The 24,451-nt window shown below is 71.2% G+C and carries 25 protein-coding genes; 22 read left to right on the top strand and 3 right to left on the bottom strand.

The window, feature by feature from the left end; all coding sequences use genetic code 11:
• Nucleotides 1–189: 189 nt before the first annotated feature.
• From thrB to ACZ7MY_RS16685, 20 genes are all read left to right on the top strand, one after another.
• The gene (thrB, locus tag ACZ7MY_RS16780; RefSeq protein WP_499602499.1) at nt 190–1,113 is read left to right on the top strand and encodes a homoserine kinase; all 924 of its coding nucleotides are present in this window, start codon (nt 190–192) and stop codon (nt 1,111–1,113) included.
• Between the two features lie 398 nt (nt 1,114–1,511).
• Complete coding sequence (gene rho, locus ACZ7MY_RS16775; protein WP_499602498.1) at nt 1,512–3,443, top strand: transcription termination factor Rho; 1,932 nt, start codon at nt 1,512–1,514, stop codon at nt 3,441–3,443.
• A 269-nt stretch (nt 3,444–3,712) separates the two neighbouring features.
• Nucleotides 3,713–4,852 (top strand): LCP family protein, encoded by a 1,140-nt coding sequence (locus tag ACZ7MY_RS16770; protein ID WP_499602496.1) that lies wholly within the window; start codon nt 3,713–3,715, stop codon nt 4,850–4,852.
• 123 nt (nt 4,853–4,975) lie between these two features.
• Nucleotides 4,976–5,200, top strand: coding sequence for a 50S ribosomal protein L31 (rpmE, locus tag ACZ7MY_RS16765; RefSeq protein WP_018563536.1), 225 nt, complete (start codon nt 4,976–4,978; stop codon nt 5,198–5,200).
• A 115-nt stretch (nt 5,201–5,315) separates the two neighbouring features.
• On the top strand, nt 5,316–6,404 hold the full coding sequence (gene prfA / locus ACZ7MY_RS16760; protein WP_499602495.1) for a peptide chain release factor 1: 1,089 nt from the start codon (nt 5,316–5,318) through the stop codon (nt 6,402–6,404).
• 16 nt (nt 6,405–6,420) lie between these two features.
• Nucleotides 6,421–7,266: a peptide chain release factor N(5)-glutamine methyltransferase gene (prmC, locus tag ACZ7MY_RS16755; protein ID WP_499602494.1), complete on the top strand. Its 846-nt coding sequence runs from the start codon at nt 6,421–6,423 to the stop codon at nt 7,264–7,266.
• Nucleotides 7,267–7,297: 31 nt separating this feature from the next.
• A complete protein-coding gene (locus tag ACZ7MY_RS16750; protein WP_499602493.1) occupies nt 7,298–7,945 on the top strand; it encodes an L-threonylcarbamoyladenylate synthase in 648 nt (215 codons plus the stop codon).
• Entirely contained in the window at nt 7,942–8,574 is a 633-nt protein-coding gene (locus tag ACZ7MY_RS16745; RefSeq protein ID WP_499602491.1) for an arsenate reductase/protein-tyrosine-phosphatase family protein, read from the top strand. The genes ACZ7MY_RS16750 and ACZ7MY_RS16745 overlap by 4 nt, the downstream gene beginning before the upstream one ends.
• A gap of 192 nt (nt 8,575–8,766) precedes the next feature.
• The gene (gene glyA, locus ACZ7MY_RS16740; RefSeq protein WP_499602489.1) at nt 8,767–10,071 is read left to right on the top strand and encodes a serine hydroxymethyltransferase; all 1,305 of its coding nucleotides are present in this window, start codon (nt 8,767–8,769) and stop codon (nt 10,069–10,071) included.
• A gap of 118 nt (nt 10,072–10,189) precedes the next feature.
• Complete coding sequence (locus ACZ7MY_RS16735; RefSeq protein WP_499602488.1) at nt 10,190–11,497, top strand: MraY family glycosyltransferase; 1,308 nt, start codon at nt 10,190–10,192, stop codon at nt 11,495–11,497.
• A gap of 255 nt (nt 11,498–11,752) precedes the next feature.
• Complete coding sequence (locus ACZ7MY_RS16730) at nt 11,753–12,166, top strand: Cg1360 family ATP-synthase-associated protein (RefSeq protein ID WP_499602486.1); 414 nt, start codon at nt 11,753–11,755, stop codon at nt 12,164–12,166.
• Nucleotides 12,167–12,376: 210 nt separating this feature from the next.
• Nucleotides 12,377–13,207: a F0F1 ATP synthase subunit A gene (gene atpB, locus ACZ7MY_RS16725; RefSeq protein WP_026251816.1), complete on the top strand. Its 831-nt coding sequence runs from the start codon at nt 12,377–12,379 to the stop codon at nt 13,205–13,207.
• A 78-nt stretch (nt 13,208–13,285) separates the two neighbouring features.
• Nucleotides 13,286–13,528 (top strand): ATP synthase F0 subunit C, encoded by a 243-nt coding sequence (atpE, locus tag ACZ7MY_RS16720; protein ID WP_018563527.1) that lies wholly within the window; start codon nt 13,286–13,288, stop codon nt 13,526–13,528.
• A gap of 44 nt (nt 13,529–13,572) precedes the next feature.
• On the top strand, nt 13,573–14,118 hold the full coding sequence (locus tag ACZ7MY_RS16715) for a F0F1 ATP synthase subunit B (RefSeq protein WP_499602484.1): 546 nt from the start codon (nt 13,573–13,575) through the stop codon (nt 14,116–14,118).
• Nucleotides 14,115–14,930 carry a F0F1 ATP synthase subunit delta gene (locus tag ACZ7MY_RS16710; RefSeq protein WP_499602483.1) on the top strand — a complete coding sequence of 272 codons (816 nt, stop codon included), beginning with the start codon at nt 14,115–14,117 and terminating at the stop codon, nt 14,928–14,930. The genes ACZ7MY_RS16715 and ACZ7MY_RS16710 overlap by 4 nt, the downstream gene beginning before the upstream one ends.
• Before the next feature lie 89 nt (nt 14,931–15,019).
• Nucleotides 15,020–16,591 (top strand): F0F1 ATP synthase subunit alpha, encoded by a 1,572-nt coding sequence (gene atpA / locus ACZ7MY_RS16705; protein WP_499602481.1) that lies wholly within the window; start codon nt 15,020–15,022, stop codon nt 16,589–16,591.
• A 2-nt stretch (nt 16,592–16,593) separates the two neighbouring features.
• On the top strand, nt 16,594–17,511 hold the full coding sequence (locus ACZ7MY_RS16700; RefSeq protein ID WP_499602478.1) for a F0F1 ATP synthase subunit gamma: 918 nt from the start codon (nt 16,594–16,596) through the stop codon (nt 17,509–17,511).
• 2 nt (nt 17,512–17,513) lie between these two features.
• On the top strand, nt 17,514–18,956 hold the full coding sequence (atpD, locus tag ACZ7MY_RS16695) for a F0F1 ATP synthase subunit beta (RefSeq protein WP_499602476.1): 1,443 nt from the start codon (nt 17,514–17,516) through the stop codon (nt 18,954–18,956).
• Nucleotides 18,957–19,079: 123 nt separating this feature from the next.
• Nucleotides 19,080–19,460: a F0F1 ATP synthase subunit epsilon gene (locus tag ACZ7MY_RS16690; protein ID WP_499602756.1), complete on the top strand. Its 381-nt coding sequence runs from the start codon at nt 19,080–19,082 to the stop codon at nt 19,458–19,460.
• Nucleotides 19,461–19,559: 99 nt separating this feature from the next.
• Nucleotides 19,560–20,006: a DUF2550 domain-containing protein gene (locus ACZ7MY_RS16685; RefSeq protein ID WP_499602474.1), complete on the top strand. Its 447-nt coding sequence runs from the start codon at nt 19,560–19,562 to the stop codon at nt 20,004–20,006.
• A 74-nt stretch (nt 20,007–20,080) separates the two neighbouring features.
• Here the strand turns inward: ACZ7MY_RS16685 and ACZ7MY_RS16680 are convergent, their stop codons facing one another.
• Together ACZ7MY_RS16680 and ACZ7MY_RS16675 are read right to left on the bottom strand one after the other, a co-directional pair.
• Entirely contained in the window at nt 20,081–20,731 is a 651-nt protein-coding gene (locus ACZ7MY_RS16680) for a response regulator (protein WP_499602472.1), read from the bottom strand.
• Nucleotides 20,728–21,930 carry a sensor histidine kinase gene (locus ACZ7MY_RS16675; protein ID WP_499602471.1) on the bottom strand — a complete coding sequence of 401 codons (1,203 nt, stop codon included), beginning with the start codon at nt 21,928–21,930 and terminating at the stop codon, nt 20,728–20,730. Before ACZ7MY_RS16675 ends, ACZ7MY_RS16680 begins: the two co-directional genes overlap by 4 nt.
• A gap of 135 nt (nt 21,931–22,065) precedes the next feature.
• Here ACZ7MY_RS16675 and ACZ7MY_RS16670 point away from each other — a divergent pair, with 135 nt between their 5' ends.
• Nucleotides 22,066–22,617, top strand: a complete 552-nt coding sequence (locus tag ACZ7MY_RS16670; RefSeq protein ID WP_499602469.1) for a hypothetical protein — start codon at nt 22,066–22,068, stop codon at nt 22,615–22,617.
• Nucleotides 22,618–22,666: 49 nt separating this feature from the next.
• On the opposite strand, the gene ACZ7MY_RS16665 is transcribed toward ACZ7MY_RS16670, so the two are convergent.
• Nucleotides 22,667–23,239: a cob(I)yrinic acid a,c-diamide adenosyltransferase gene (locus ACZ7MY_RS16665; protein WP_499602468.1), complete on the bottom strand. Its 573-nt coding sequence runs from the start codon at nt 23,237–23,239 to the stop codon at nt 22,667–22,669.
• A 242-nt stretch (nt 23,240–23,481) separates the two neighbouring features.
• On the opposite strand from ACZ7MY_RS16665, the gene ACZ7MY_RS16660 reads away from it, so the two are divergent.
• A complete protein-coding gene (locus tag ACZ7MY_RS16660; RefSeq protein ID WP_499602466.1) occupies nt 23,482–24,330 on the top strand; it encodes a 3-hydroxyacyl-CoA dehydrogenase family protein in 849 nt (282 codons plus the stop codon).
• Nucleotides 24,331–24,451: the final 121 nt, after the last annotated feature.

The raw sequence follows: 24,451 nt of genomic DNA, 5'->3' as shown, positions 1-24,451 counted from the left end.
GCAGGAGAACCTTCCTTCGATAGGCTGACCTCACACCGGCGCCGCCGCACGCCGTTCTGGCCCATGCCAATGGCATCCTCCTCGCGGGATCCCCTTGGTACGGTCCCCCAAGTCCTCGCCGCCGTACGGCAACGATGCCGCGGCATCGCGGGGCGGACACGCCCTTGAAGCAAGGAGAGTCATCGACCGATGGCCGGACCAGCCTTCCGCGCCGCCGCCGTCCGAGTGCGCGTCCCCGCGACCAGCGCCAACCTCGGACCGGGCTTCGACGCCTTCGGCCTGGCGCTCGGACTCTACGACGACGTCGTGGTCCGGGTGGCCGACTCCGGTCTGCACGTCGACATCGCCGGCGAAGGCAGCGACTCGCTCTCCCGCGACGAGAACCACCTGGTCGTACGCGCCCTGCGGACCGCCTTCGACCTGCTCGGCGGACAGCCGCGCGGCCTGGAGGTGGTGTGCGCCAACCGCATCCCGCACGGCCGCGGCCTGGGCTCCTCCTCCGCCGCCATCTGCGCCGGCATCATGGCCGCCCGCGCGGTGACGATAGGCGGGCAGGACAAGCTCGACGACGCCGCGCTGCTGGAGCTGGCCAACGAGATCGAGGGCCACCCGGACAACGTCGCCGCCTGTCTGCTCGGCGGCTTCACGCTGGCCTGGACCGAGGGCGGGGCCGCCCACGCGGTCCGGATGGACCCCTCGGAGTCGGTCGTCCCGGTGGTCTTCGTACCCGGAAGGCCCGTGCTGACCGAGACCGCCCGGGGGTTGCTGCCGCGCACCGTCCCGCACGTGGACGCCGCGGTCAACGCGGGACGCGCCGCGCTCCTCGTCGAGGCCCTCACCCGGCGCCCCGACCTGCTGCTGCCGGCCACCGAGGACCGGCTCCACCAGGAGTACCGGGCGCCCGCGATGCCGGAGAGCGCGGCACTGGTGAACCGCCTGCGCGCCGAGGGCGTCCCCGCCGTCATCTCCGGTGCGGGGCCGACGGTGCTGGCGCTGGCGGACGAGGAAAGCGCCGACAAGGTCTCCCGGCTGGCGGGCGAGGGGTGGGCGGCGAACCGTCTGTCGCTCGACGCGGCGGGGGCGAGTGTGCTGCCGCTCGCCGTGGGGCAGTGACACGATTGCCGGTCGTAGAGAGGGGGAATGTTTGTTGGATCCGGTAGTGTTAATCTCATTGCTGCACCCGTGGACTCAGGAACCTGCCTGTTGTGCCTGTTGTCCCGGTGCCTTGTGTCCCGCATCGGGACCGCCCACTCTTCCGGGAGCCTCCCACACCGCATAGGCAGCCTGCCTGGGCAGTGCCGAGCACGCTCCGGAGACGGCGCGGGTGACATTTCACCCGAGAGTGAACTCTCACCTCGCCGGTAACTGTGTTTCTTTGTTCCACATCATTTCCTCCGCCATCAGGCGGACCACCGCCCCGGGTCCGGCGCAAGTGATAAGGACCGGATCCGGACAGCACGACCGGTCGCCGAGCCAGACAGGCCGACGTCCGCTCCAGGGAAGGACCCTTCGTGAGCGACACCACCGATCTGATGGGCGTACGCGCAGACAGCCCTGTCGCCGCGTCCGATGCTGCCGCGCCTGCCACCGGTGCTGCCACTGCCCCCGCCGCGCGGCGCCGCCGCGCGGGTACCGGTCTTGAGGGCATGGTCCTGGCCGAGCTGCAGCAGCTCGCCTCCGGTCTCGGCATCAAGGGCACCGCGCGGATGCGCAAGAGCCAGCTCATCGAGACCATCAAGGCCGCGCAGTCCGGCGGCGGCGCCAAGGCCTCCGCCGCCGAGGGCGCGCCCGCCGCCGAGAAGCCGAAGCGCCGGGCCACCTCCCGCACCCGTACGGGTGATTCCGCCGAGGCCGGGAACCAGGGCGCCGAGCAGCAGCCGAAGCAGATCGAGATCCCCGGCCAGCCGGCCGGCGAGAAGGCCGCACCCGCGGCCAAGGCCAAGGCGGAGTCCGCCAAGGCCGAGCAGTCCGCCGAGGGCCGCGCCGAGGCCGCGGTGGACAACGCCGAGGGCAGGTCGGGTGACGCCAAGGGCGGCGACGACCGCCGCGAGAGCCGCCGCGACCGTCAGCGGGACCGGCAGCGCGACCGCCGCAAGGGCGGCGAGGACGGCGGCCAGCAGCGTCAGCAGCAGGGCGGCGGCCAGGGCCAGCAGCAGGGTGGCGGCCCGCAGGGCGGTCAGGGTGGCCAGGACGACTACGACGACGAGAGCGGCGGCCGCCGCCGCAGGGGCCGTTACCGCGACCGCCGCGGGCGGGGCGGCAACCGCCGCGACGACTTCGCGGGCGAGCCGCAGGTCGCCGACGACGACGTGCTGATCCCGGTCGCCGGCATCCTGGACATCCTCGACAACTACGCGTTCATCCGGACCTCCGGCTACCTGCCCGGCCCGAACGACGTGTACGTCTCGCTCGCCCAGGTCCGCAAGAACGGCCTGCGCAAGGGCGACCACGTCACCGGTGCCGTGCGCCAGCCCAAGGACGGCGAGCGCCGCGAGAAGTTCAACGCGCTGGTGCGCCTGGACTCCGTCAACGGCATGGCGCCCGAGAGCGGCCGCGGCCGCCCGGAGTTCAACAAGCTCACCCCGCTGTACCCGCAGGAGCGGCTGCGGCTGGAGAACGAGCCCGGCCAGCTGATCACCCGGATCATCGACCTGGTCGCCCCGATCGGAAAGGGCCAGCGCGGCCTGATCGTGGCCCCGCCGAAGACCGGTAAGACGATCATCATGCAGGCCATCGCCAACGCGATCACCCGCAACAACCCCGAGTGCCACCTGATGGTCGTCCTCGTCGACGAGCGTCCCGAAGAGGTCACCGACATGCAGCGGTCGGTCAAGGGCGAGGTCATCTCCTCGACCTTCGACCGCCCGGCCGAGGACCACACCACCGTCGCCGAGCTCGCCATCGAGCGTGCCAAGCGACTGGTGGAGCTGGGCCACGACGTCGTCGTCCTGCTGGACTCCATCACCCGTCTGGGCCGCGCGTACAACCTCGCGGCGCCCGCCTCCGGCCGCATCCTGTCCGGTGGTGTCGACTCGACCGCGCTGTACCCGCCGAAGCGCTTCTTCGGTGCCGCGCGCAACATCGAGGACGGCGGCTCGCTGACCATCCTGGCCACCGCGCTGGTCGAGACCGGCTCGCGCATGGACGAGGTGATCTTCGAGGAGTTCAAGGGCACCGGCAACATGGAGCTCAAGCTCGACCGCAAGCTCGCGGACAAGCGGATCTTCCCGGCGGTGGACGTCGACCCGTCCGGTACCCGCAAGGAGGAGATCCTGCTGGCTCCGGACGAGCTGAACATCACCTGGAAGCTGCGTCGGGTGCTGCACGCGCTCGACTCGCAGCAGGCGATCGAGCTGCTGCTGGACAAGATGAAGCAGACCAAGTCCAACGCCGAGTTCCTGATGCAGATCGCCAAGACCACCCCGGGTGGCAACAACGACTGACGCCCCGGCGTCGGCACGACCGCGGAGGCCGGTCCCCTCACCTCGGTGAGGGGACCGGCCTCCCGTCGTCCGCGGCCGGGGCGGCGGCTTTCCGTCGTCCGCGCAGGCACCGTCCGGACGGCTCTGACCTGCGGCGGATCCGGCGCGTCCCCCGGCGGGGCGGCCCCGGACCCGCTGTCATTGCCCTGTGCGGCACCCCTCGCGTGGCTGATCGGGCGCGGGACGGGGTATCCCGAAGATAGGGGGACGAATCAGGACAAGAGGAGCCGATGCCCGAGCACGCGGACGACGGACGAGCCGCCCGGCGGCGCCTTCGCAGCCCGAGCCTGCGCAGCCCGCGCCGGCGGGCCCTGCGGGTCACGGCATGGGTCGTGGCGACGTTCCTGCTGCTGACCACCACCGCCGTCGGATGCCTCTACCTCAAGCTCAACGGCAACATCAGGGGCATCGACATCAACGCCCTCCTCGGGCGGGACCGGCCGGCCGACGTCGACAACGGCTCGATGGACATCCTCGTCCTCGGCTCCGACTCGCGTTCCGGCAGCAACCAGAAGGCCGGCGGCGGGCAGGACGACGGCACCGCGCGCTCCGACACCGCGATGATCGTCCACATCTACCAGGGGCACGACCGGGCGAGCGTGGTCAGCATCCCCCGCGACACCCTCGTCGACCGGCCCGCCTGCGCCGAGCCCGGCGGCGGCACCGCCCCGGCCCGGCAGGGCGAGATGTTCAACCAGGCGTACGCGATCGGCGGCCCGGCCTGCGCCGTCAAGACGGCCGAGTCGATGACCGGCATCCGCATGGACCACTACATCGAGATCGACTTCGCCGGCTTCCAGCACCTGATCGACGCCCTCGGCGGGGTCACCGTCACCACCAGCCAGGCCATCAGCGACAACCGCAGCCACCTGCACCTGCCGGCCGGCACCCACCACCTCGACGGCAAGCAGGCGCTCGGCCTGGTCCGCACCCGGCACGGGGTGGGCGACGGCAGCGACCTGGGCCGGATAAGGCTGCAGCAGGCCTTCCTGAAGGCCCTGGTGGACCGGGTGAACGGCATCGGGCTGCTGAGCTCGCCGACCCGGCTGTACACGATCGCCGACACCGCCACGGGGGCCATCACCACCGATTCGGAGCTGGCGTCCGTCAAGAAGCTGGTCGGCCTCGGGGAGAGCCTGAAGGGCCTGGGCTCGAAGGACATCGGCATGGTCACGATGCCCGTGCGCTACGACCCCTACGACCCCAACCGCGTCCTGCCGATCACCGACCAGGCCGAGCAGGTCTGGGCGGCGCTGCGGGCCGACGAACCGATCCCCGAGTCCGCCACCAAGGGCTCCGCCGGTGACGACGTCGACACGAACGGTGTGGTCAGGAGCTCCTCGCAGCCGACCGCCGGGGGATCGGAATAGATCACCGCGGGACCCGGTTTGGGGAGATGCGGCCAGTGCTGGCAGACTGGTACGTCGGCCCCGGTTCACGTGACGCAAGCCCGCAGCACGACCCGGGACCCTCCCGAACACTAGGAGAACCCCTTGAAGCGCGACATCCACCCGGAGTACGTGGAGACCCAGGTCAGCTGCACCTGCGGCGCCTCGTTCACCACCCGCAGCACCGTGAAGGACGGCGTCATCCGTGCCGACGTCTGCTCCGCGTGCCACCCGTTCTACACGGGCAAGCAGAAGATCCTCGACACCGGTGGCCGTGTGGCCCGCTTCGAGGCCCGCTTCGGCAAGGCGGCCGGGTCCGCCAAGAAGTAGCGACCCGAAAGCGCCGGTCCACGGCTGCCCGGATATCCTCCGGCGGCCGGACCGGCGCTTTGTCGTCCCAGGCTGGCAGACCGGCGTCCACCCCTTTTCACGAGCAGGGATCCTGATGTTCGAGGCGGTCGAGGAACTGATCGGCGAATACGCCGACCTCGAGAAGAAGCTTGCCGACCCGGCGGTCTTCGCCGACCAGGCCAACGCGCGCAGGCTCAACAAGCGCTACGCAGAGCTGACCCCCATCATCGGCACGTACCGCGGCTGGAAGCAGACCGGCGAGGACATCGAGACCGCCCGTGAACTCGCCGCGGACGACCCGGACTTCGTCGCCGAGGTCAAGGAGCTGGAGCGGCACCGCGAGGAGCTCACCGAAAAGCTGCGGCTGCTGCTGGTCCCGCGCGACCCCAGCGACGACAAGGACGTGATCCTCGAGGTCAAGGCCGGCGAGGGCGGCGAGGAGTCGGCGCTCTTCGCGGGCGACCTGCTGCGCATGTACCTGCGCTACGCGGAGCGCGCGGGCTGGAAGACCGAGATCATCGACGCCAACGCCTCCGACCTCGGCGGCTACAAGGACGTCCAGGTCGCGGTGAAGACCAAGGGCGGGGGCGGCGCCACCGAGCCCGGCCAGGGCGTCTGGGCCCGGCTGAAGTACGAGGGCGGCGTGCACCGCGTCCAGCGCGTGCCGGCCACCGAGTCGCAGGGCCGCATCCACACCTCCGCCGCCGGCGTGCTGGTGACCCCCGAGGCCGACGAGGTCGAGGTCGAGATCGGCCCCAACGACCTGCGGATCGACGTCTACCGCTCCTCGGGCCCCGGCGGCCAGTCGGTCAACACCACCGACTCCGCGGTGCGCATCACCCACCTGCCGTCCGGGCTGGTCGTCTCCTGCCAGAACGAGAAGAGCCAGCTGCAGAACAAGGAGTCGGCGATGCGCATCCTGCGCTCCCGGCTGCTGGCCGCGGCGCAGGAGGAGGCGGAGCGCGAGGCCTCCGACGCCCGTCGCAGCCAGGTGCGCACGGTGGACCGCAGCGAGCGCATCCGTACGTACAACTTCCCGGAGAACCGCATCTCCGACCACCGCGTCGGCTTCAAGGCGTACAACTTGGACCAGGTCCTCGACGGCGACCTGGACGCGGTGATCCAGGCCTGCGTCGACGCCGACTCGGCCGCCAAGCTGGCGGCCGCGGGCGACGGAAGCTGAACCGGAGGCGGAGAACGTGAACCTGCTGCTCGCCGAGGTCGCCCAGGCGACCCAGCGGCTGGCCGACGCCGGCGTTCCCTCGCCGCGGTTCGACGCCGAGGAGCTCGCGGCGTACGTGCACGGGGTGAAGCGCGGCGCGCTGCACACCGTCGCCGACGCCGACTTCGACGCGCGCTACTGGGAGGCCGTGGCCCGCCGTGAGGCCCGCGAGCCGCTGCAGCACATCACGGGCCGGGCGTTCTTCCGCTACCTGGAGCTCCAGGTCGGCCCGGGGGTGTTCGTGCCCCGTCCGGAGACCGAGTCGGTCGTCGGGTGGGCCATAGACGCGGTGCGCGCGATGGACGTCGCCGAGCCGCTCATCGTGGACCTGTGCACGGGTTCGGGCGCGATCGCGCTCGCCCTGGCGCAGGAGGTGCCGCGCAGCCGGGTGCACGCGGTGGAGCTGTCCGACGAGGCACTGGTGTGGGCCAGGAAGAACGTCGAGGGCAGCAAGGTCGACCTGCGGCAGGGGGACGCCCTGGAGGCCTTCCCGGACCTCGACGGCCAGGTGGACCTGGTGATCTCCAACCCGCCGTACATCCCGCTCACCGAATGGGAGTACGTGGCGCCGGAGGCCCGCGACCACGACCCCCAGATGGCGTTGTTCTCCGGTGAGGACGGCCTGGACACCATCCGCGGCATCGAGCGCACCGCGCACCGGCTGCTGCGGCCGGGCGGGGTCGTCGTGATCGAGCACGCCGACACCCAGGGCGGCCAGGTGCCCTGGATCTTCACCGAGGAGGCCGGCTGGGCGGACGCCGCCGACCACCCCGACCTCAACAACCGCCCCCGGTTCACCACTGCCCGCAAGGCGACGCCGTGACCACGGCGCCGCACGTCATGGAGGTCTGCTGATGGCACGCCGTTACGACTGCTCGGACGCGACGGACCGGGTTGCCGGACTGCGCGAGGCCGCGTCCGCCGTACGCCGCGGCGAGCTCGTGGTGCTGCCGACGGACACCGTCTACGGGATCGGCGCGGACGCGTTCAACGCCGAGGCCGTCGGCGACCTGCTGGAGGCCAAGGGCCGGGGCCGCAACATGCCCTCGCCCGTGCTGGTGGGCTCCCCGAACACCCTGCACGGCCTGGTCACCGACTTCACCGAGCAGGCCTGGGAACTGGTCGACGCCTTCTGGCCTGGCGCGCTGACCCTCGTCGCGCGCCACCAGCCGTCGCTGCAGTGGGACCTGGGGGACACCCGCGGCACCGTCGCCGTCCGCATGCCGCTGCACCCGGTCGCCATCGAGCTGCTGACCGAGACCGGCCCGATGGCCGTCTCCAGCGCCAACCTGACCGGACACCCCTCCCCGCAGGACTGCGACGCGGCGCAGGAGATGCTGGGCGACTCCGTCGCGATCTACCTCGACGGCGGCCCGACGCCCGCGGCCGTGCCGTCCTCCATCGTGGACGTCACCGGCAAGGTACCCGTCCTGCTGCGGGCGGGTGCGATCAGCGCGGAGCAGCTGCGCGAGGTCGTACCCGACCTGGAGGTCGGCAATTGACACCGCCCATACCCGGGCAGTGGGATCACGGCGAGCGCCCGTTCCGCATCCTCCACGTCTGCACCGGCAACGTCTGCCGCTCGCCGATGGCCGAGCGGCTGACCCGGCACGAGCTGACGCTGCGGCTCGGTGACGGCGCCGCGGGGATCGTCGTGGAGAGCGCCGGCACCTGGGGGCACGAGGGCGCCCCGATGGAGGCGCACGCCGCGACGGTGCTCGCCGAGTACGCCGCCGACCCGACGGGCTTCCTCGGGCGCGAACTCCTCGACGACCACGTGATCGACGCCGACCTCGTGCTGACCGCGACCCGCGACCACCGCGCCCAGGTGATCTCCATGGGGCACGCGGCGGGGCTGCGCACCTTCACGCTGAAGGAGTTCACCCGGCTGGTGAAGGCGATAGACCCGGCGACGCTGCCCGAGGGCAGTGTGACCGAGCGCGCGCGGTCCCTGGTGCGCGCCGCCGCGGCCCTGCGCGGCTGGCTGCTGGCGCCCACCGCGGACGCGGACGAGGTGTACGACCCGTACGGCGCCCCGCTGACGTTCTTCCGCAGCATCGGCGAGGAGATCCACGACGCGCTGGACCCCGTCATGACCGCCCTCACCGGGGTTCCGGCGCCGACCGCCTGACCGGCGGCGCGGAAAGGTTTCACCGCGTCCCGCCCGGCCCCCGGGGCGGTCACCGCGGGGGGCACCGGGGCACCGCGCCGCGGCCGGTACCGGGATCGCGGCCCCCGGTGGAGCACAACGCGGCGCGAAATGTCCGGAAGGGTGCAACAGTGGCAGGTGAGAACCTTCCCAGCCGCCCCCGGGAGCGCCGCCATGCCCACCGCGGAAGCGTCTTCACCCCACATAGCCGCCGCCCCCACGCTCCCGGCCGGTGACCGCGGCCTGGACGAGCTGCGCGCCCATGACCCCGAGCTGGCCGACATCCTCCTCGGGGAGGCCCAGCGGCAGGCCTCGTGCCTGCAGTTGATCGCGGGCGAGAACTTCACCTCGCCGGCCGTCCTGACCGCGCTCGGCTCGCCGCTCGCCAACAAGTACGCCGAGGGCTATCCCGGTCACCGCCACCACGCCGGCTGCGAGCTGGTGGACCTGGCCGAGCGGCTGGCCGTGGAAAGGGCCACACGGCTGTTCGGAGCCGCGCACGCCAACGTGCAGCCCTACTCCGGCTCCTCGGCCGTGCTGGCCGCCTACGCGGCCCTCCTGGTCCCCGGGGACACCGTCCTGGCGATGTCGCTGGCGCACGGCGGCCACCTCACCCACGGGTCCGAGTCGAACTTCTCCGGCCGCTGGTTCCGCATCGCCGGGTACGGGGTGACGCGGGGCGCGTCCTTCGAGGAGGGCGGCCTGATCGACTACGCGCAGCTGCGGGAGCTGGCCCACCGGCACCGCCCGAAGGCGATCGTCTGCGGCGGCATCGCCTACCCGCGGCACATCGACTTCGCCGCCTTCCGGGAGATCGCGGACGACGTCGGCGCGTACCTGATCGTGGACGCCGCGCACACGCTCGGCCTGGTCGCCGGCGGCGCCGCCCCCAACCCGGTGCCGTACGCGGACGTGGTGTGCGCCACCACGCACAAGACGCTGCGCGGCCCGCGCGGCGGGCTCGTGCTGTGCGGCGCCGACCTGGCCCAGCGCATCGACCGGGCGGTCTTCCCCTTCTCGCAGGGCGGCCCGCACATGCACGCCGTCGCGGCGAAGGCGGCGGCCCTCGCCGAGGCGGCGCGGCCGGAGTTCGCGCTCTACGCGCACCAGGTCGTCGCCAACGCCCGTACGCTCGCCGGGGCGCTCGCCGCTCACGGCCTGCGCATCGCCACCGGCGGCACGGACACCCACCTGATCGCCGCCGACGTGTCGGCGCTCGGCGTCACCGGGATGCGCGCCCGCGGGCTGTGCGCGGCCGCCGGGATCGTGCTGGACAAGTACACGCTGCCGTTCGACACCGAGCCCTGCACGGCGGGTTCGGGCATCCGGCTGGGCACCGCGTCGGTGACCACCCAGGGGATGCGCGAGGAGCAGATGCCGCAGGTCGCGGACCTGATCGTGCGGGCGCTGCGGGAGGAGCGGGGGCTGGCGGGCGAGGTCGCGGAACTGGTGGAGGCATTCCCGCCGTACCCCGGCTGAGACGCGCTTCACAGGGGGGCCGGACCGAACCCGCGAGTGGTGTGTGCAACCCTGGGTACTCGCTGTGAGTCTTCGTCTGTGTTTACAGTCGCCACCCGGACGCGAATAGGGTGTGCCCGTGCGTGAGTACCTCTTGACCCTGTGCGTGGCAGCAGCCGTGACCTACCTCCTCACGGGGCCGGTGCGGAAGTTCGCCATCGCGGCGGGCGCCATGCCCGAGATCCGCGATCGCGACGTCCATCGCGAACCCACGCCACGCCTCGGCGGCATCGCCATGTTCGGCGGGCTGTGCGCGGGCCTGCTGGTGGCGGCCCACCTGACCAACCTCAAGAGCGTCTTCGAGCTCTCCAACGAGCCGCGGGCGCTGCTCTCCGGCGCCGGACTGATCTGGCTGCTGGGCGTGCTGGACGACAAGTGGGGCGTGGACGCCCTGATCAAGCTGGGCGCGCAGATGATCGCGGCCGGCGTGATGGTGCTGCAGGGCCTCACCGTTCTGTGGCTGCCGATCCCGGGCAAGGGCATCGTGGCGCTCACGCCGGTGCAGTCGACCCTGCTGACCGTGGCCCTGGTCGTGATCACGATCAACGCGGTGAACTTCGTCGACGGACTCGACGGACTCGCGTCCGGAATGGTGTGCATCGCCGCGATCGCGTTCTTCATGTACGCGTACCGCATCTGGTACGGCTACGGCATCGAGGCCGCCGCCCCGGCGACGCTGTTCAGCGCCATCCTCATCGGGATGTGCCTGGGCTTCCTGCCGCACAACCTGCACCCCGCGCGGATCTTCATGGGTGACTCGGGATCGATGCTGATCGGCCTGGTGCTGGCCTCCGGGGCCATCTCGATCACCGGCCAGACCGACCCCGACGCGATCACCAACCTCACCGGTTCGACCCGCGACACCACGCACTTCATGGTGCCGGTCTACATGCCCCTGGTGCTGCCGCTGACGCTCATCGCGATCCCCGCCGCGGACCTGGTGCTGGCCATCGTGCGCCGCACCTGGAACGGGCAGTCGCCGTTCGCCGCCGACCGCGGCCACCTGCACCACCGGCTGCTGGACATCGGCCACTCGCACAGCCGGGCCGTGTGGATCATGTACTTCTGGTCCGCGCTGATCGCCTTCGGAGCGGTCGCCTTCTCGGTCAACTCCTCCAGCCTGTGGATCGTCCTGGGCATCGTGATGCTGAGCGCGATGGGTCTGAGCGCCCTGCTCATGCCGCGCTTCCGGCCCCGGGCCCCGCGCTGGGCCGAGGCGTTCGTCCCGCCGCGGTACCGCCGTACCCAGGCGGAGGCCGCGCAGGCGGCCCACGCCGCCGCGGCGGCCACCATCGCCGCGGGGGAGGCCCCCGGCGTCAACGGCGCGACCGCGCTCAGCGCCCGTTCCCTGGTGGACGCCGGCCGCGGCGCGGGCACCCGCCCGTAGGCCGGCGGTCCGATAGCACACAGTCCTTGCGGCGTCGGCCAGGCGCCGCGAGGATTGCGCCGTCCGTGTGACAGGTCGCACACGAACCGGGTAAAGACCTCATCAAATAGTTTGTGATACCGTTCACGAGAACCCGGAATCAAGCCGAAAGACCCTAGTGCGATGGTCTTCCGGCGTGAGGCATGTCCCCGCCGCCGGGCTACGCTCGTCCTCGACGACCCCTGTACTCCCAACCTCGCCGGAGGAGCTGCCGCCATGCAGTCCAACGACGTCCGAACGCTCCTGAACTGCGCCGTGCCCGCCGCCGCCGCGGGGGTGATCGCGGTCGCTGTGTCCAGCGCGCTCGCGGGCGGCAAGGGGGCGATCGGCGCGGGCTTCGGCGCGGTGGTCGTGATCGCCTTCATGGGAATCGGTCTGACGGTGCTTCAGCGCACCGCCCGTTCCTACCCCTCGCTCTTCCAGGCGATGGGCCTGATGCTCTACACCGTGCAGCTGCTGCTGCTCGCCATCGTGCTGGCCGTGTTCAAGAACACGACGCTGTTCGACACCCAGGTGTTCGCGTTCACCCTGCTCGGCACGACCCTGGTGTGGATCGCCGCCCAGGCCCGTGCTCATATGAAGACCAAGATGCTGTACGTGGAGCCCGGCTCCGCCGGAACCCCGACGTGAAAAGCAGGGCCGGTGCAAGCGGGCTTCCGCTCGTTTGCTATCGTCCGGTCTCAACTGCGGCAGAGCTGGCGCGGGTGGCAGTCATGCCTTCGCAACAGCCCTTCGGCTCAGCGCCCACCCGCCGCCCCCACATCCGTAACACCAGTCCAGTGCCGTTCCGTGGCCGTGCGCCGCGCCGACACGTAGAGGTTGCCGTACCTATGCGCCACGCTGAAGGAGCTCTCGGTGAGTGATGTAACGACGCTCGCCTTCGAGACGAACTGCCACATCTTCGACGGGTGCGGCTTCCCGGCCCCCGGCCTGCACTCCTTCCTCTTCAAGCCGCTGATCGGCGACGGGGACAGCAGCGTCTACTTCAACAAGACGATGCTGCTGGCGCTGCTCGGCAGCATCGTGATCGTCGGCTTCTTCTGGGCTGCCTTCGCCAAGCCGAAGATCGTCCCGGGCAAGCTGCAGATGGTCGCCGAGGCCGGTTACGACTTCGTCCGCCGCGGCATCGTCTACGAGACGATCGGCAAGCGGGACGGCGAGAAGTACGTGCCCTTCATGGTCGCGTTGTTCTTCTTCGTCTGGATCATGAACCTCTGGTCGATCGTCCCGATCGCCCAGTTCCCCGTGACGGCGATCATCAGCTACCCGGCCGCGCTCGCCGCGATCGTGTACATCACGTGGATGTCGCTGACCTTCAAGAAGCACGGCTTCGTCGGGGGCTGGAAGAACATCACGGGTTACGACAAGAACCTCGGCGCGGTGCTGCCGATGGTCGTCGGCCTGGAGTTCCTGTCCAACGTGATCGTCCGGCCGTTCACCCACGCGGTGCGACTGTTCGCCAACATGTTCGCGGGTCACGTCCTGCTGCTGCTGTTCACCATCGCCAGCTGGTACCTGCTCAACGGGATCGGCATCGCCTACGCCAGCGTCTCGTTCGTGATGGTCATCGTCATGACCGCCTTCGAGCTCTTCATCCAGGCCGTCCAGGCGTACGTCTTCGTGCTGCTGGCCTGCTCGTACGTCCAGGGCGCGCTCGCCGAGCACCACTGAGCACCCGCACGACGCACAGCCCCCCGATTGTCCGGTGGCCAACCCCCACCGGTCCGTGAAAGAGAAGGAAGAAACAGCATGTCCGCTGTGAACCTCGCCGCCACCCAGATCCTCGGCAACCTGGGCTCCATCGGCTACGGCCTCGCGGCCATCGGCCCCGGCGTCGGCATCGGCATCATCTTCGGCAACGGTACGCAGGCCCTCGCCCGCCAGCCCGAGGCCGCCGGCCTGATCCGCGCCAACCAGATCCTCGGCTTCGCCTTCTGTGAGGCGCTCGCGCTGATCGGTCTGGTCATGCCGTTCGTCTACCCGACCTCCTGAGTCCGGGCTGACGAGACCAACCCCTTTCGACGGAAGGCACTGATGTGAACGCCCTGGCACAGCTGGCGGCCGAGGAGGCGGAGAACCCCCTCATCCCGCCGATCCCAGAGCTCGTCATCGGTCTCATCGCCTTCGCCATCGTCTTCTTCTTCCTCGCCAAGAAGCTGCTCCCGAACATCAACAAGGTTCTGGACGAGCGTCGCGAGGCCATCGAGGGCGGCATGGAGAAGGCCGAGGCCGCACAGGCCGAGGCTCAGCGGACCCTCGAGGAGTACAAGCAGTCGCTCGCCGAGGCCCGCCACGAGGCCGCGCGTCTGCGCCAGGAGGCGCAGGAGCAGGGCGCCGCGCTCATCGCCGAGATGCGTGCGGAAGGCCAGCGGCAGCGCGAGGAGATCATCGCGGCCGGCCACGCCCAGATCGAGGCCGACCGCCGGTCCGCCGCGCACGCCCTGCGCCAGGACGTCGGCAAGCTGGCCACCGACCTGGCCGGCAAGATCGTCGGTGAGTCCCTCGAGGACACCGCCCGCCAGAGCCGCGTGATCGACCGCTTCCTCGACGAGCTCGAGGAGAAGGCCGAGGCCGCGCGATGAACGGAGCGAGCCGCGAGGCACTGGCCACCGCGCGCGAGCGCCTCGACGCACTGACGGACAGCACGTCCGTCGACGCGGCGAAGCTCGCCGAGGAGCTGGCCGCCGTCACGGGGCTGCTCGACCGCGAGGGTTCGCTGCGCCGCGCCTTGACCGACCCGGCCCAGCCGGGTGAGGCCAAGGCGGGCCTGGCGCAGGCGGTCCTCGGCGGGCAGATCGGCGGCGAGACGTCCGACCTGGTCTCGGGCATGGTCCGCAGCCGCTGGTCGCAGTCGCGCGATCTCGCCGACGCGCTGGAGGAGCTTTCCTACAGCGCCGACCTGGTCGCCGCGGAGCGGGCGGGTCACCTCGACGGCGTCGAGGACGAGCTGTTCCGCTTCGGCCGCATCGTCTCCGGCAGCAGCGAGCTGCGGGCGGCGCTGACCGACCGCGCCGCGAGCACCCGGGCCAAGACGACCCTGCTGCACTCGCTGCTGGACGGCCGCGTCAACGCGGTCACCGAGCGGATCGTGGTCCGTCTCGTGACCCAACCGCGAGGCCGTAGCCTGGAGGCAGGGATCGACGCCCTGTCCAAGCTGGCGGCGACGCGCCGTGACCGCACGGTCGCGGTCGTGGTCTCGGCGGTGCCGCTGAGCGATGGGCAGAAGCAGCGCCTCGGTGCCGCGCTGGCCACGATCTACGGCCGGCAGGTGCACCTGAACCTGGACGTGGACCCCGCGGTCCGCGGCGGCATCTCGGTTCGGGTCGGCGACGAGGTCATCGACGGGACCATCGCGGACCGCCTCGAAGAGGCGAGCCGGCGGATGGCCGGCTGAACCAGCCACCAACTCAAAGAGCAGTATCAGCGGCCCGAGTTGGGCCGTAGCGAATACTTCGGGCCCAACAAGGAGAGCAGGGAACCCAGATGGCGGAGCTCACGATCCGGCCGGAGGAGATCCGGGACGCGCTGGAGAACTTTGTCCAGTCGTACCAGCCGGACGCGGCCTCGCGCGAGGAGGTCGGAACGGTCAGCCTGGCCGGCGACGGTATCGCGAAGGTCGAGGGTCTGCCCTCGGCCATGGCGAACGAGTTGCTGAAGTTCGAGGACGGCACCCTCGGTCTCGCCCTCAACCTCGAGGAGCGCGAGATCGGTGCGATCGTTCTCGGCGAGTTCAGCGGCATCGAGGAGGGCCAGCCGGTGCGCCGCACCGGTGAGGTGCTCTCCGTCGCGGTCGGCGAGGGATACCTGGGTCGCGTCGTCGACCCGCTCGGCAACCCGATCGACGGCCTCGGCGAGATCGAGACCGACGGCCGCCGCGCCCTGGAGCTCCAGGCTCCCGGCGTCATGGCCCGTAAGTCCGTGCACGAGCCGATGCAGACCGGCCTCAAGGCCGTCGACGCGATGACCCCGATCGGCCGCGGCCAGCGCCAGCTGATCATCGGCGACCGCCAGACCGGCAAGACCGCCCTGGCGATCGACACGATCATCAACCAGCGCGACAACTGGCGTTCCGGCGACCCGAAGAAGCAGGTCCGCTGCATCTACGTCGCCATCGGCCAGAAGGGCTCCACCATCGCGGGCGTGCGCGCCTCGCTGGAGGAGGCAGGCGCCCTGGAGTACACGACGATCGTCGCGGCTCCGGCGTCCGACCCGGCCGGCTTCAAGTACCTCGCCCCGTACACCGGCTCGGCCATCGGCCAGCACTGGATGTACCAGGGCAAGCACGTCCTGATCGTCTTCGACGACCTGAGCAAGCAGGCCGACGCCTACCGCGCCGTCTCCCTGCTGCTGCGCCGCCCGCCGGGCCGTGAGGCCTACCCGGGTGACGTCTTCTACCTGCACTCCCGTCTGCTGGAGCGCTGCGCCAAGCTCTCCGACGAGCTGGGCGCCGGCTCGATGACCGGTCTGCCGGTCGTCGAGACCAAGGCCAACGACGTGTCGGCGTTCATCCCGACCAACGTCATCTCCATCACCGACGGCCAGTGCTTCCTGGAGTCCGACCTGTTCAACGCGGGCCAGCGACCGGCGCTGAACGTCGGTATCTCGGTCTCCCGAGTCGGTGGCTCGGCGCAGATCAAGGCCATGAAGTCGGTCGCCGGCCGCCTGCGCGTGGACCTCGCCCAGTACCGCGAGCTCGAGGCGTTCGCCGCCTTCGGTTCCGACCTGGACGCGGCCTCCAAGGCGCAGCTGGAGCGCGGCAAGCGCATGGTCGAGCTGCTGAAGCAGGGCCAGTACGCCCCGTTCCCGATCGAGGACCAGGTCGTCTCCATCTGGGCCGGCACCACCGGCAAGCTGGACGACGTGCCGGTCGAGGACATCCGCCGCTTCGAGCGCGAGCTGCTGGACTACCTCCGCCGCGAGAAGAAGGACCTGCTGCTGAGCATCGCCGAGACCGGCAAGCTCGGCGACGACACCGTCGAGGCCCTGACCGACGCGGTCGCGGAGTTCAAGAAGCAGTTCGAGACCTCGGACGGCAAGCTGCTGGGTGAGGGCTGAGCATGGGCGCCCAGCTTCGGGTATACAAGCGCCGCATCAAGACCGTCACCGCGACGAAGAAGATCACGAAGGCGATGGAGATGATCTCCGCGTCCCGGATCGTCAAGGCCCAGCGCCAGGTCGCGGCATCGTCCCCGTACGCCGACGAGCTCACCCGGGCCGTCGCGGCGGTCGCGACCGGTTCCAACACGAACCACCCGCTGACCACCGAGGCCGAGAACCCGACCCGCGCCGCGGTGCTGCTCGTCACGAGCGACCGCGGTCTGGCCGGCGGCTACTCGTCCAACGCGATCAAGGCTGCCGACCGGCTCACCGAGCGGCTGCGCGCGGAGGGCAAGGAGGTCGTGCACTACATCATCGGCCGCAAGGGCGTGGCGTACTACGGCTTCCGTGAGCGCCCGATCGCCGGGTCGTGGACCGGGTTCACCGACAAGCCGGCCTACGCGGACGCCAAGTCCGTGGCCGACCCGCTGATCGACCAGGTCCTCAAGGACACGGCCGAGGGCGGCGTCGACGAACTGCACATCGTCTTCACGGAGTTCGTGTCGATGCTGACGCAGGCGCCGGTGGAGAGGCGGCTGCTGCCGCTGTCCCTGGACGACGCCACCGGTGGCGAGGCCCGCAAGGAGGGGGAGATCCTCCCCCTGTACGACTTCGAGCCGTCGGCGGAGGGCGTCCTGGACGCGCTGCTGCCGCGGTACGTCGAGAGCCGGATCTTCAACGCGCTGCTGCAGGGTGCCGCTTCCGAGCACGCCGCCCGCCGCCGCGCGATGAAGTCGGCGACCGACAACGCCGAGGAGCTCATCAAGACGCTCACGCGGCTTGCCAACCAGGCCCGCCAGGCCGAAATCACCCAGGAAATCAGCGAGATCGTCGGTGGCTCCAGCGCCCTGGCCGACGCGTCTGCGGGGAGTGACTAAACATGACCACCACTGTTGAGACGGCCGCTGCCACGGGCCGCGTCGCCCGGGTCATCGGCCCGGTCGTCGACGTGGAGTTCCCCGTCGACGCCATGCCGGAGATCTACAACGCCCTCCACGTCGAGGTCGCCGACCCGGCCGAGGACGGCAAGAAGAAGACGCTGACCCTCGAGGTCGCCCAGCACCTGGGTGACGGCCTGGTCCGCGCCATCTCCATGCAGCCCACCGACGGCCTGGTCCGCCAGTCCGTGGTGACCGACACGGGCACGGGCATCACCGTCCCGGTCGGCGACTTCACCAAGGGCAAGGTGTTCAACACCCTCGGTGAGGTGCTGAACGTCCCCGAGGAGAACGCCAACGTCGGCGAGCGCTGGGCGATCCACCGCAAGGCGCCGAAGTTCGAGGACCTCGAGTCGAAGACCGAGATGTTCGAGACCGGCCTGAAGGTCGTCGACCTGCTGACCCCGTACGTCAAGGGCGGCAAGATCGGCCTGTTCGGCGGCGCCGGTGTCGGCAAGACCGTCCTCATCCAGGAAATGATCATGCGTGTGGCGAAGCTGCACGAGGGCGTTTCCGTGTTCGCCGGCGTCGGCGAGCGCACCCGTGAGGGCAACGACCTCATCCAGGAGATGGAGGAGTCCGACGTCCTCAGCAAGACCGCGCTGGTCTTCGGTCAGATGGACGAGCCCCCGGGCACCCGTCTCCGTGTGGCGCTGGCGGGTCTGACCATGGCGGAGTACTTCCGCGATGTGCAGAAGCAGGACGTGCTGTTCTTCATCGACAACATCTTCCGCTTCACCCAGGCCGGCTCCGAGGTCTCCACGCTGCTCGGCCGCATGCCCTCCGCGGTGGGTTACCAGCCGAACCTCGCGGACGAGATGGGCCTCCTCCAGGAGCGCATCACCTCGACCCGTGGTCACTCGATCACCTCGATGCAGGCGATCTACGTCCCCGCGGACGACCTGACCGACCCGGCGCCGGCGACCACCTTCGCCCACCTGGACGCGACGACCGTTCTGTCGCGTCCGATCTCGGAGAAGGGCATCTACCCGGCGGTCGACCCGCTGGACTCGACGTCCCGCATCCTGGACCCCCGCTATATCGCGGCGGACCACTACGAGTGCGCCATGCGCGTCAAGGGGATCCTGCAGAAGTACAAGGACCTCCAGGACATCATCGCGATCCTCGGTATCGACGAGCTGGGCGAGGAGGACAAGCTCACCGTCCACCGCGCCCGCCGCATCGAGCGCTTCCTGTCGCAGAACACCCACGCGGCGAAGCAGTTCACCGGCGTCGACGGCTCCGACGTCCCGCTGGACGAGTCGATCTCCGCGTTCAACGCCATCGCCGACGGAAAGTACGACCACTTCCCTGAGCAGGCGTTCTTCATGTGCGGTGGCATCGAGGACCTCGAGCGCAACGCCCGCGAGCTCGGCGTCAGCTGACGCCCGTCGCCCGACGGCTCACCGTGGCAGGGGGCGGACCCTGTGTCCGCCCCCTTGCCGCACCCCCGTTATCCTTTGTTTTATGCACCCGCCGGACGGCGGCGGGTGCCGACCCGAGGAGCCATCTTGGCTGAGCTGCACGTCGAGCTGGTCGCAGCGGACCGCAACGTCTGGTCCGGCGCGGCCACACTTGTCGTCGCACGCACCGAGTCCGGCGACATCGGCGTCATGCCGAACCACGAGCCGCTGCTGGGCGTGCTCCAGTCCGGCCCCGTGACCATCCGCACCGGCGAGGGCGGCACCGTCGTCGCGGCGGTGCACGGAGGCTTCATCTCCTTCGCGGACAACAAGCTCTCGGTGCTGGCGGAGATCGCCGAGCTCGCCGAGGAGATCGACGTCCAGCGTGCGGAGCGGGCCCTGGAGCGGGCGAAGGCCGACGCCGACGCCGCCGGCGAGCGCCGGGCCGAGGTCCGGCTGATCGCCGCGACCAGCGGGTCGCGCTGAGCATCCGGCCCACTGGGCCATGAGCCGCGGGAGGCCCGTGAGGGTGTCCCGCGGCTGCAGTATCCCTATTCGTGACACGGAGCGAGGAGGTCGGTGGGCGTGATCCTCGCTTTTCAGGTGTGCGGGGCCCTGGTGGCGCTTGCGCTGCTGGGGCTGTTCGTCTTCGGGCTGCGGCGCCGGCTGATCCAGCGGCCCGGCGGCACGTTCGACTGCAGCCTGCGGATGCCGCCCACCGCTGCCGGTGAGCCCTCGGGCAAGGGCTGGGCCTACGGCGTCGCCCGCTACAGCGGTGACCGGATCGAGTGGTTCCGGGTCTTCTCCTACGCGCCCCGGCCGCGCCGGGTGCTGGAGCGCTCCGCCATCGAGGTGCTGCACCGGCGCCTCCCGGAGGGGCAGGAGGAGCTGGCGCTCCTCTCCGACGCCGTCATCCTGGTCTGCGAGCACCGCGGCACCCGTCTGGAACTCGCCATGAGCGACGACGCCCTCACCGGCTTCCTCGCCTGGCTCGAGGCCGCCCCTCCGGGGCAGAGGGTGAACGTCGCCTAGCAGTCCGCTTCCGCCCCTCCCGGCTGGGGAAGGGTGAACGTCGCCCGACAGGCGCCGTCCGGTCCTGCCCGGCCCTACGGCCGTACCGACAGCCCCAACTCCTGCGCGAGCACCGCTGCCTGCACGCGGCTGCGCAGCTCCAGCTTGGCCAGCATGCGGCTGACGTGCGTCTTCGCGGTGGCCTCCGCCATCTCCAGGCGTGCCGCGATCTCCGCGTTGGACAGGCCCTGGCCCACGCAGACCAGCACCTCGCGCTCCCGGGGCGTCAGCGTGCCGAGGGCGGCGTGGTCGGCAGCCGGACGCGGCCGCGGGCGGGCGAACTCGCCAATCAGCCGGCGGGTCACCGCGGGCGCGATCATCCCCTCGCCGCGGGCCACCAGCCGTACGCCCTCGATCAGCAGGTCCGCCTCGGTGTCCTTCAGCAGGAATCCCGCGGCGCCCGCGCGCAGTGCCCCGAAGACGTACTCGTCCAGGTCGAACGTGGTGAGGACGAGCACGTCGGCGAGTCCCTCCCCGACGACCTCCCGGGTGGCGGAGACCCCGTCCAGCCGGGGCATCTGGAGGTCCATGAGGATCACGTCCGGGCGCAGCTCGCGGGCGAGGCGGACCGCGGCCTCCCCGTCGGCCGCCTCGCCGACCACCTCGATGTCGGGCACCGAACCCAGGATGAGCACCAGTCCCGCGCGTACGGCGGACTGGTCCTCGGCGACCACCACCCGGATCATGCGCTTCCCTCCGTGGGCAGTACCGCCCGTACCCGCCACGTCGTGCCCTCCCGGCCCGCCTCGAAGGTGCCGCCCAGCAACTCGGTGCGTTCCCGCATGCCGATCAGGCCGCTGCCGGAGCCGGGGGCGCGGGGGCCCGGCCGGTGCGCGGCGGCGCCGTTCCGGCAGGGGCTCGCCACGGTCACCGTCAGGGCCTTGCCGTCCTGCTCCAGCATGACGGGCACCTCGCCCGGCGACGCGTGCTTCAGGACGTTGGTCAAGGACTCCTGCACGATCCGGTAGGCCGCCAGCTCCACCGGCGCGGGCAGCGGGACGGCGCCCTCGGGGCGCGCGTCGCGCAGGACGAAGGCCGAGTGCGGGGCCGCCGCGTGCATCTGCCGCAGGAGCACGTCCAGACCGGCCAGCCGCGGGACCGCGGCCGGCTCCCCCTCCTCGCCCGCCGAGTCGCGCAGCAGCCCGATCAGCCGGCGCATCTCGGACAGGCCCTCCACGCTGTTCTGCCGGATGACCGCCAGTGCCTGGCGGGCAGGGCCCTCCTGGCGGTCCAGGGACAGCGCGGCGGTGGAGTGGACGGCGATCGCGGAGAGGTGGCCCGCCACCATGTCGTGCAGTTCGCGGGCCATCCGGGCCCGCTCGCGGCCCACCGCCTCCCGGCGGTCCAGCTCGGCCAGGAGCGCGGTCTGCTCCGCGCGCAGCCGTTCGTGGGCGGCCTCGTCGCGGTGCCGTCGTACGATCGCGCCCGTCGAGGCGGGGGCCACCGAGACCAGGGCGCCGACCACACCGATGAGCAGGGACTCGGCGACCGGGTGCACCGCCACGGCGGTGGCGGTGAGGGCCGCCGTGCCGAGCACGCTGCCGACCGGGACGATCCGGGCCAGCCGCTTCGGCCCGTACAGGACGGCGGCGTACACCAGGTCGGTGAACATCAGCACGGTCACCAGCAGCGAGCCGATCACGAAGTCCGCGCAGAAGGCGAGGACGCCGACGGCGATCGCGGCGCCGGGCGCGGTCCGGCGCAGCAACTCGCATGCGGCCATGATCGCCAGCGGCAGCAGGGGCAGCCAGGCGCGGTCGCCCGCCGGATGGTTCCCGGAGTAGGTGTACAGCCCGAACGCCCACATCGTGAGGCCCCCCGCGAGCCCCGCCACGGCGATCAGCACGTCGTCGCGGTGCGGGCGCCGGGCGGCGGTGGTCGTCATGGGCCCATCCCAGCACGCGGCGCGGACGACGCGCGTCCGCCCGGGGGCGGAGCCGGTGCCTACACCGAAGGTTGCAGCCGGGTCTCATCAGCGCAGGCGACGCCTCCCGCGGCGGCGGTGGGGGAGCCTTGCGGCATGTTGGTGACGCTGATCATCGCGTGCGAGATCGCCTTCTGGGTGCTGCTCGGCGCCGGGCTCGCCGTGCGCTACCTGCTGCGCCGGCCCCGGACGGGCGCGGCCCTGCTGCTGTGCGTGCCCCTGGTGGACCTGGTGCTGCTGGCCGCCGCCGTGGCCGACCTGCGCGACGGCGGCGAGGCCGCCGCCCGGCACGGTCTGGCCGCCGTCTACGTCGGCTTCTCGGCCGGGTACGGCCACTCCGTCGTCCGCTGGGCCGACGCCCGGTTCGCGCACCGTTTCGCGGGCGGCCCGAAGCCGCCGCCGGCGCCGAAGTACGGCCGGGCCCGGGCCGTGCACGAGTGGCGGTTGCTCGGCCGTACCGCGGTGTCCGCCGCCGTCGCCGCGGTCCTGCTGCAGCTGGCCGTGTGGCTCGTCGCGGACGCTTCGCGCACGGCGGCCCTGGGGGAGTGGCAGGGGCGGATGGCGGTGACGGCGGGGATCCACGCCGTCATCGCGGCGAGCTACACGCTGTGGCCCAAGCGGGAGCCGGCCGTCCGCCCGCGTACCTGAGCGGGCGGGGCCGGCCCTCCGCGTCGTCGCGGCCGGCGGGCGCGGTCGGTCAGCGGTTCTCGCCGGGCACCCACAGCACGTCGCCGACCTCCTTGTTGGCCGTCCGGGCCAGGATGAACAGCAGGTCGGACAGCCGGTTGAGGTAGGTGGCGGTGAGCGGGTTCATCGTCTCGCCGTGCTCCTCCAGCGCGGTCCACGTGGAGCGCTCGGCGCGCCGGACGACCGTGCACGCCTGGTGGAGCAGCGCGGCGCCCGGGGTGCCGCCGGGGAGGATGAAGCTGCGCAGCTTCTCCAGCTCCTCCAGGAAGCGGTCGCAGTCCGCCTCCAGCCGGTCCACGTAGGACTGCTCGACGCGCAGCGGCGGGTACTTGGGGTCGGGCACGACGGGCGTCGCGAGGTCGGCGCCGACGTCGAAGAGGTCGTTCTGGACCCGTACGAGGACGGACGCGACCTCCTGCGGGAGCGCGCCGAGCGCGAGCGCCACACCGATCGCCGCGTTGGCCTCGTTGGCGTCCGCGTAGGCCGAGATGCGGCTGTCGGTCTTGGCCGTGCGGCTCATGTCGCCGAGGGCGGTGGTGCCGTCGTCCCCGGTCCGCGTGTAGATGCGCGTCAGATTGACCATGTGTCGAGCGTAGTCAGGCCGCGCCCGGGGCGCGGCCCGTGGCGGGCCCGCGTCCGGGGGCGGCGGAAGCAGACTCCGGGGGCGGTCCCGGTCAAACTGGACGCGCAGCGGCAGCAACTGGGCGCCGGGGCCCTCAACTGTGCGACGAAGGACACAGGGTGACCCGCCTCTCTTCCTGCTGCGCTCCGTTGTGAAGCGGCGTTAAGGTCCCGGCAACAGCATCGAGAAGATTGGTGTGTGCCGTGGCGAAGAAGCTCGCCGTCATCGGAGCCGGCCTGATGGGCTCCGGCATCGCGCAGGTGTCCGCACAGGCGGGCTACGAGGTCGTCCTGCGTGACATCACGGACGAGGCGCTGGCCCGCGGCAAGGGCGGGATCGAGGCGTCCTACGGGAAGTTCGTCGCCAAGGGCAGGCTCACCGCCGAGGACGCGGACGCCGCGCTCGCGCGCATCACCACCACCACCGACCTGGACGCGGCCGCCGACGCCGACATCGTCGTCGAGGCCGTCTTCGAGAAGATCGAGGTCAAGCAGGAGATCTTCCGCGCCCTCGACAAGATCGCCAAGGCGGACGCGGTGCTGGCCTCCAACACCTCCGCCATCCCGATCACCAAGATCGCGGCGGTGACGGAGCGCCCGGAGAGCGTGGTCGGCACCCACTTCTTCTCGCCGGTGCCGCTCATGCAGCTGTGCGAGCTGGTCCGCGGCTACAAGACCGGCGACGAGACCCTGGCGCGCGCCAAGGCCTTCGCCGAGGAGATCGGCAAGACGACCATCGTGGTCAACCGGGACGTGGCCGGCTTCGTCACCACCCGGCTGATCGCGGCGCTGGTCGTCGAGGCCACCAAGCTCTACGAGTCGGGCGTCGCCACGGCGGAGGACATCGACGTCGCCTGCAAGCTCGGCTTCGGCCACGCGATGGGCCCGCTGGCGACCGCCGACCTCACCGGGGTCGACATCCTGCTGCACGCCGCCGACAACATCTACACCGAGTCCCAGGACGAGAAGTTCGCCCCGCCCGAGCTCATGCGGCGCATGGTGGACGCGGGCGCGCTCGGCCGCAAGAGCGGCGAGGGCTTCTACCGGTACTGACGGAGCGTCAACCAGAAGGGCCCGGCCCGGTGCGGACGACCGGCGGGCTGGGCCCCTCGGACCCCTCCTGTCACTCGCAAGGGTGAATTCGGTATCGGTTCGCTCACAGACGGCAACCTCT

The organism is Streptomyces sp. NPDC111520 (assembly GCF_055635295.1).
The sequence above is the reverse complement of the archived record's forward strand: the minus strand, read 5'-3'. Positions and strand labels throughout refer to the sequence as shown.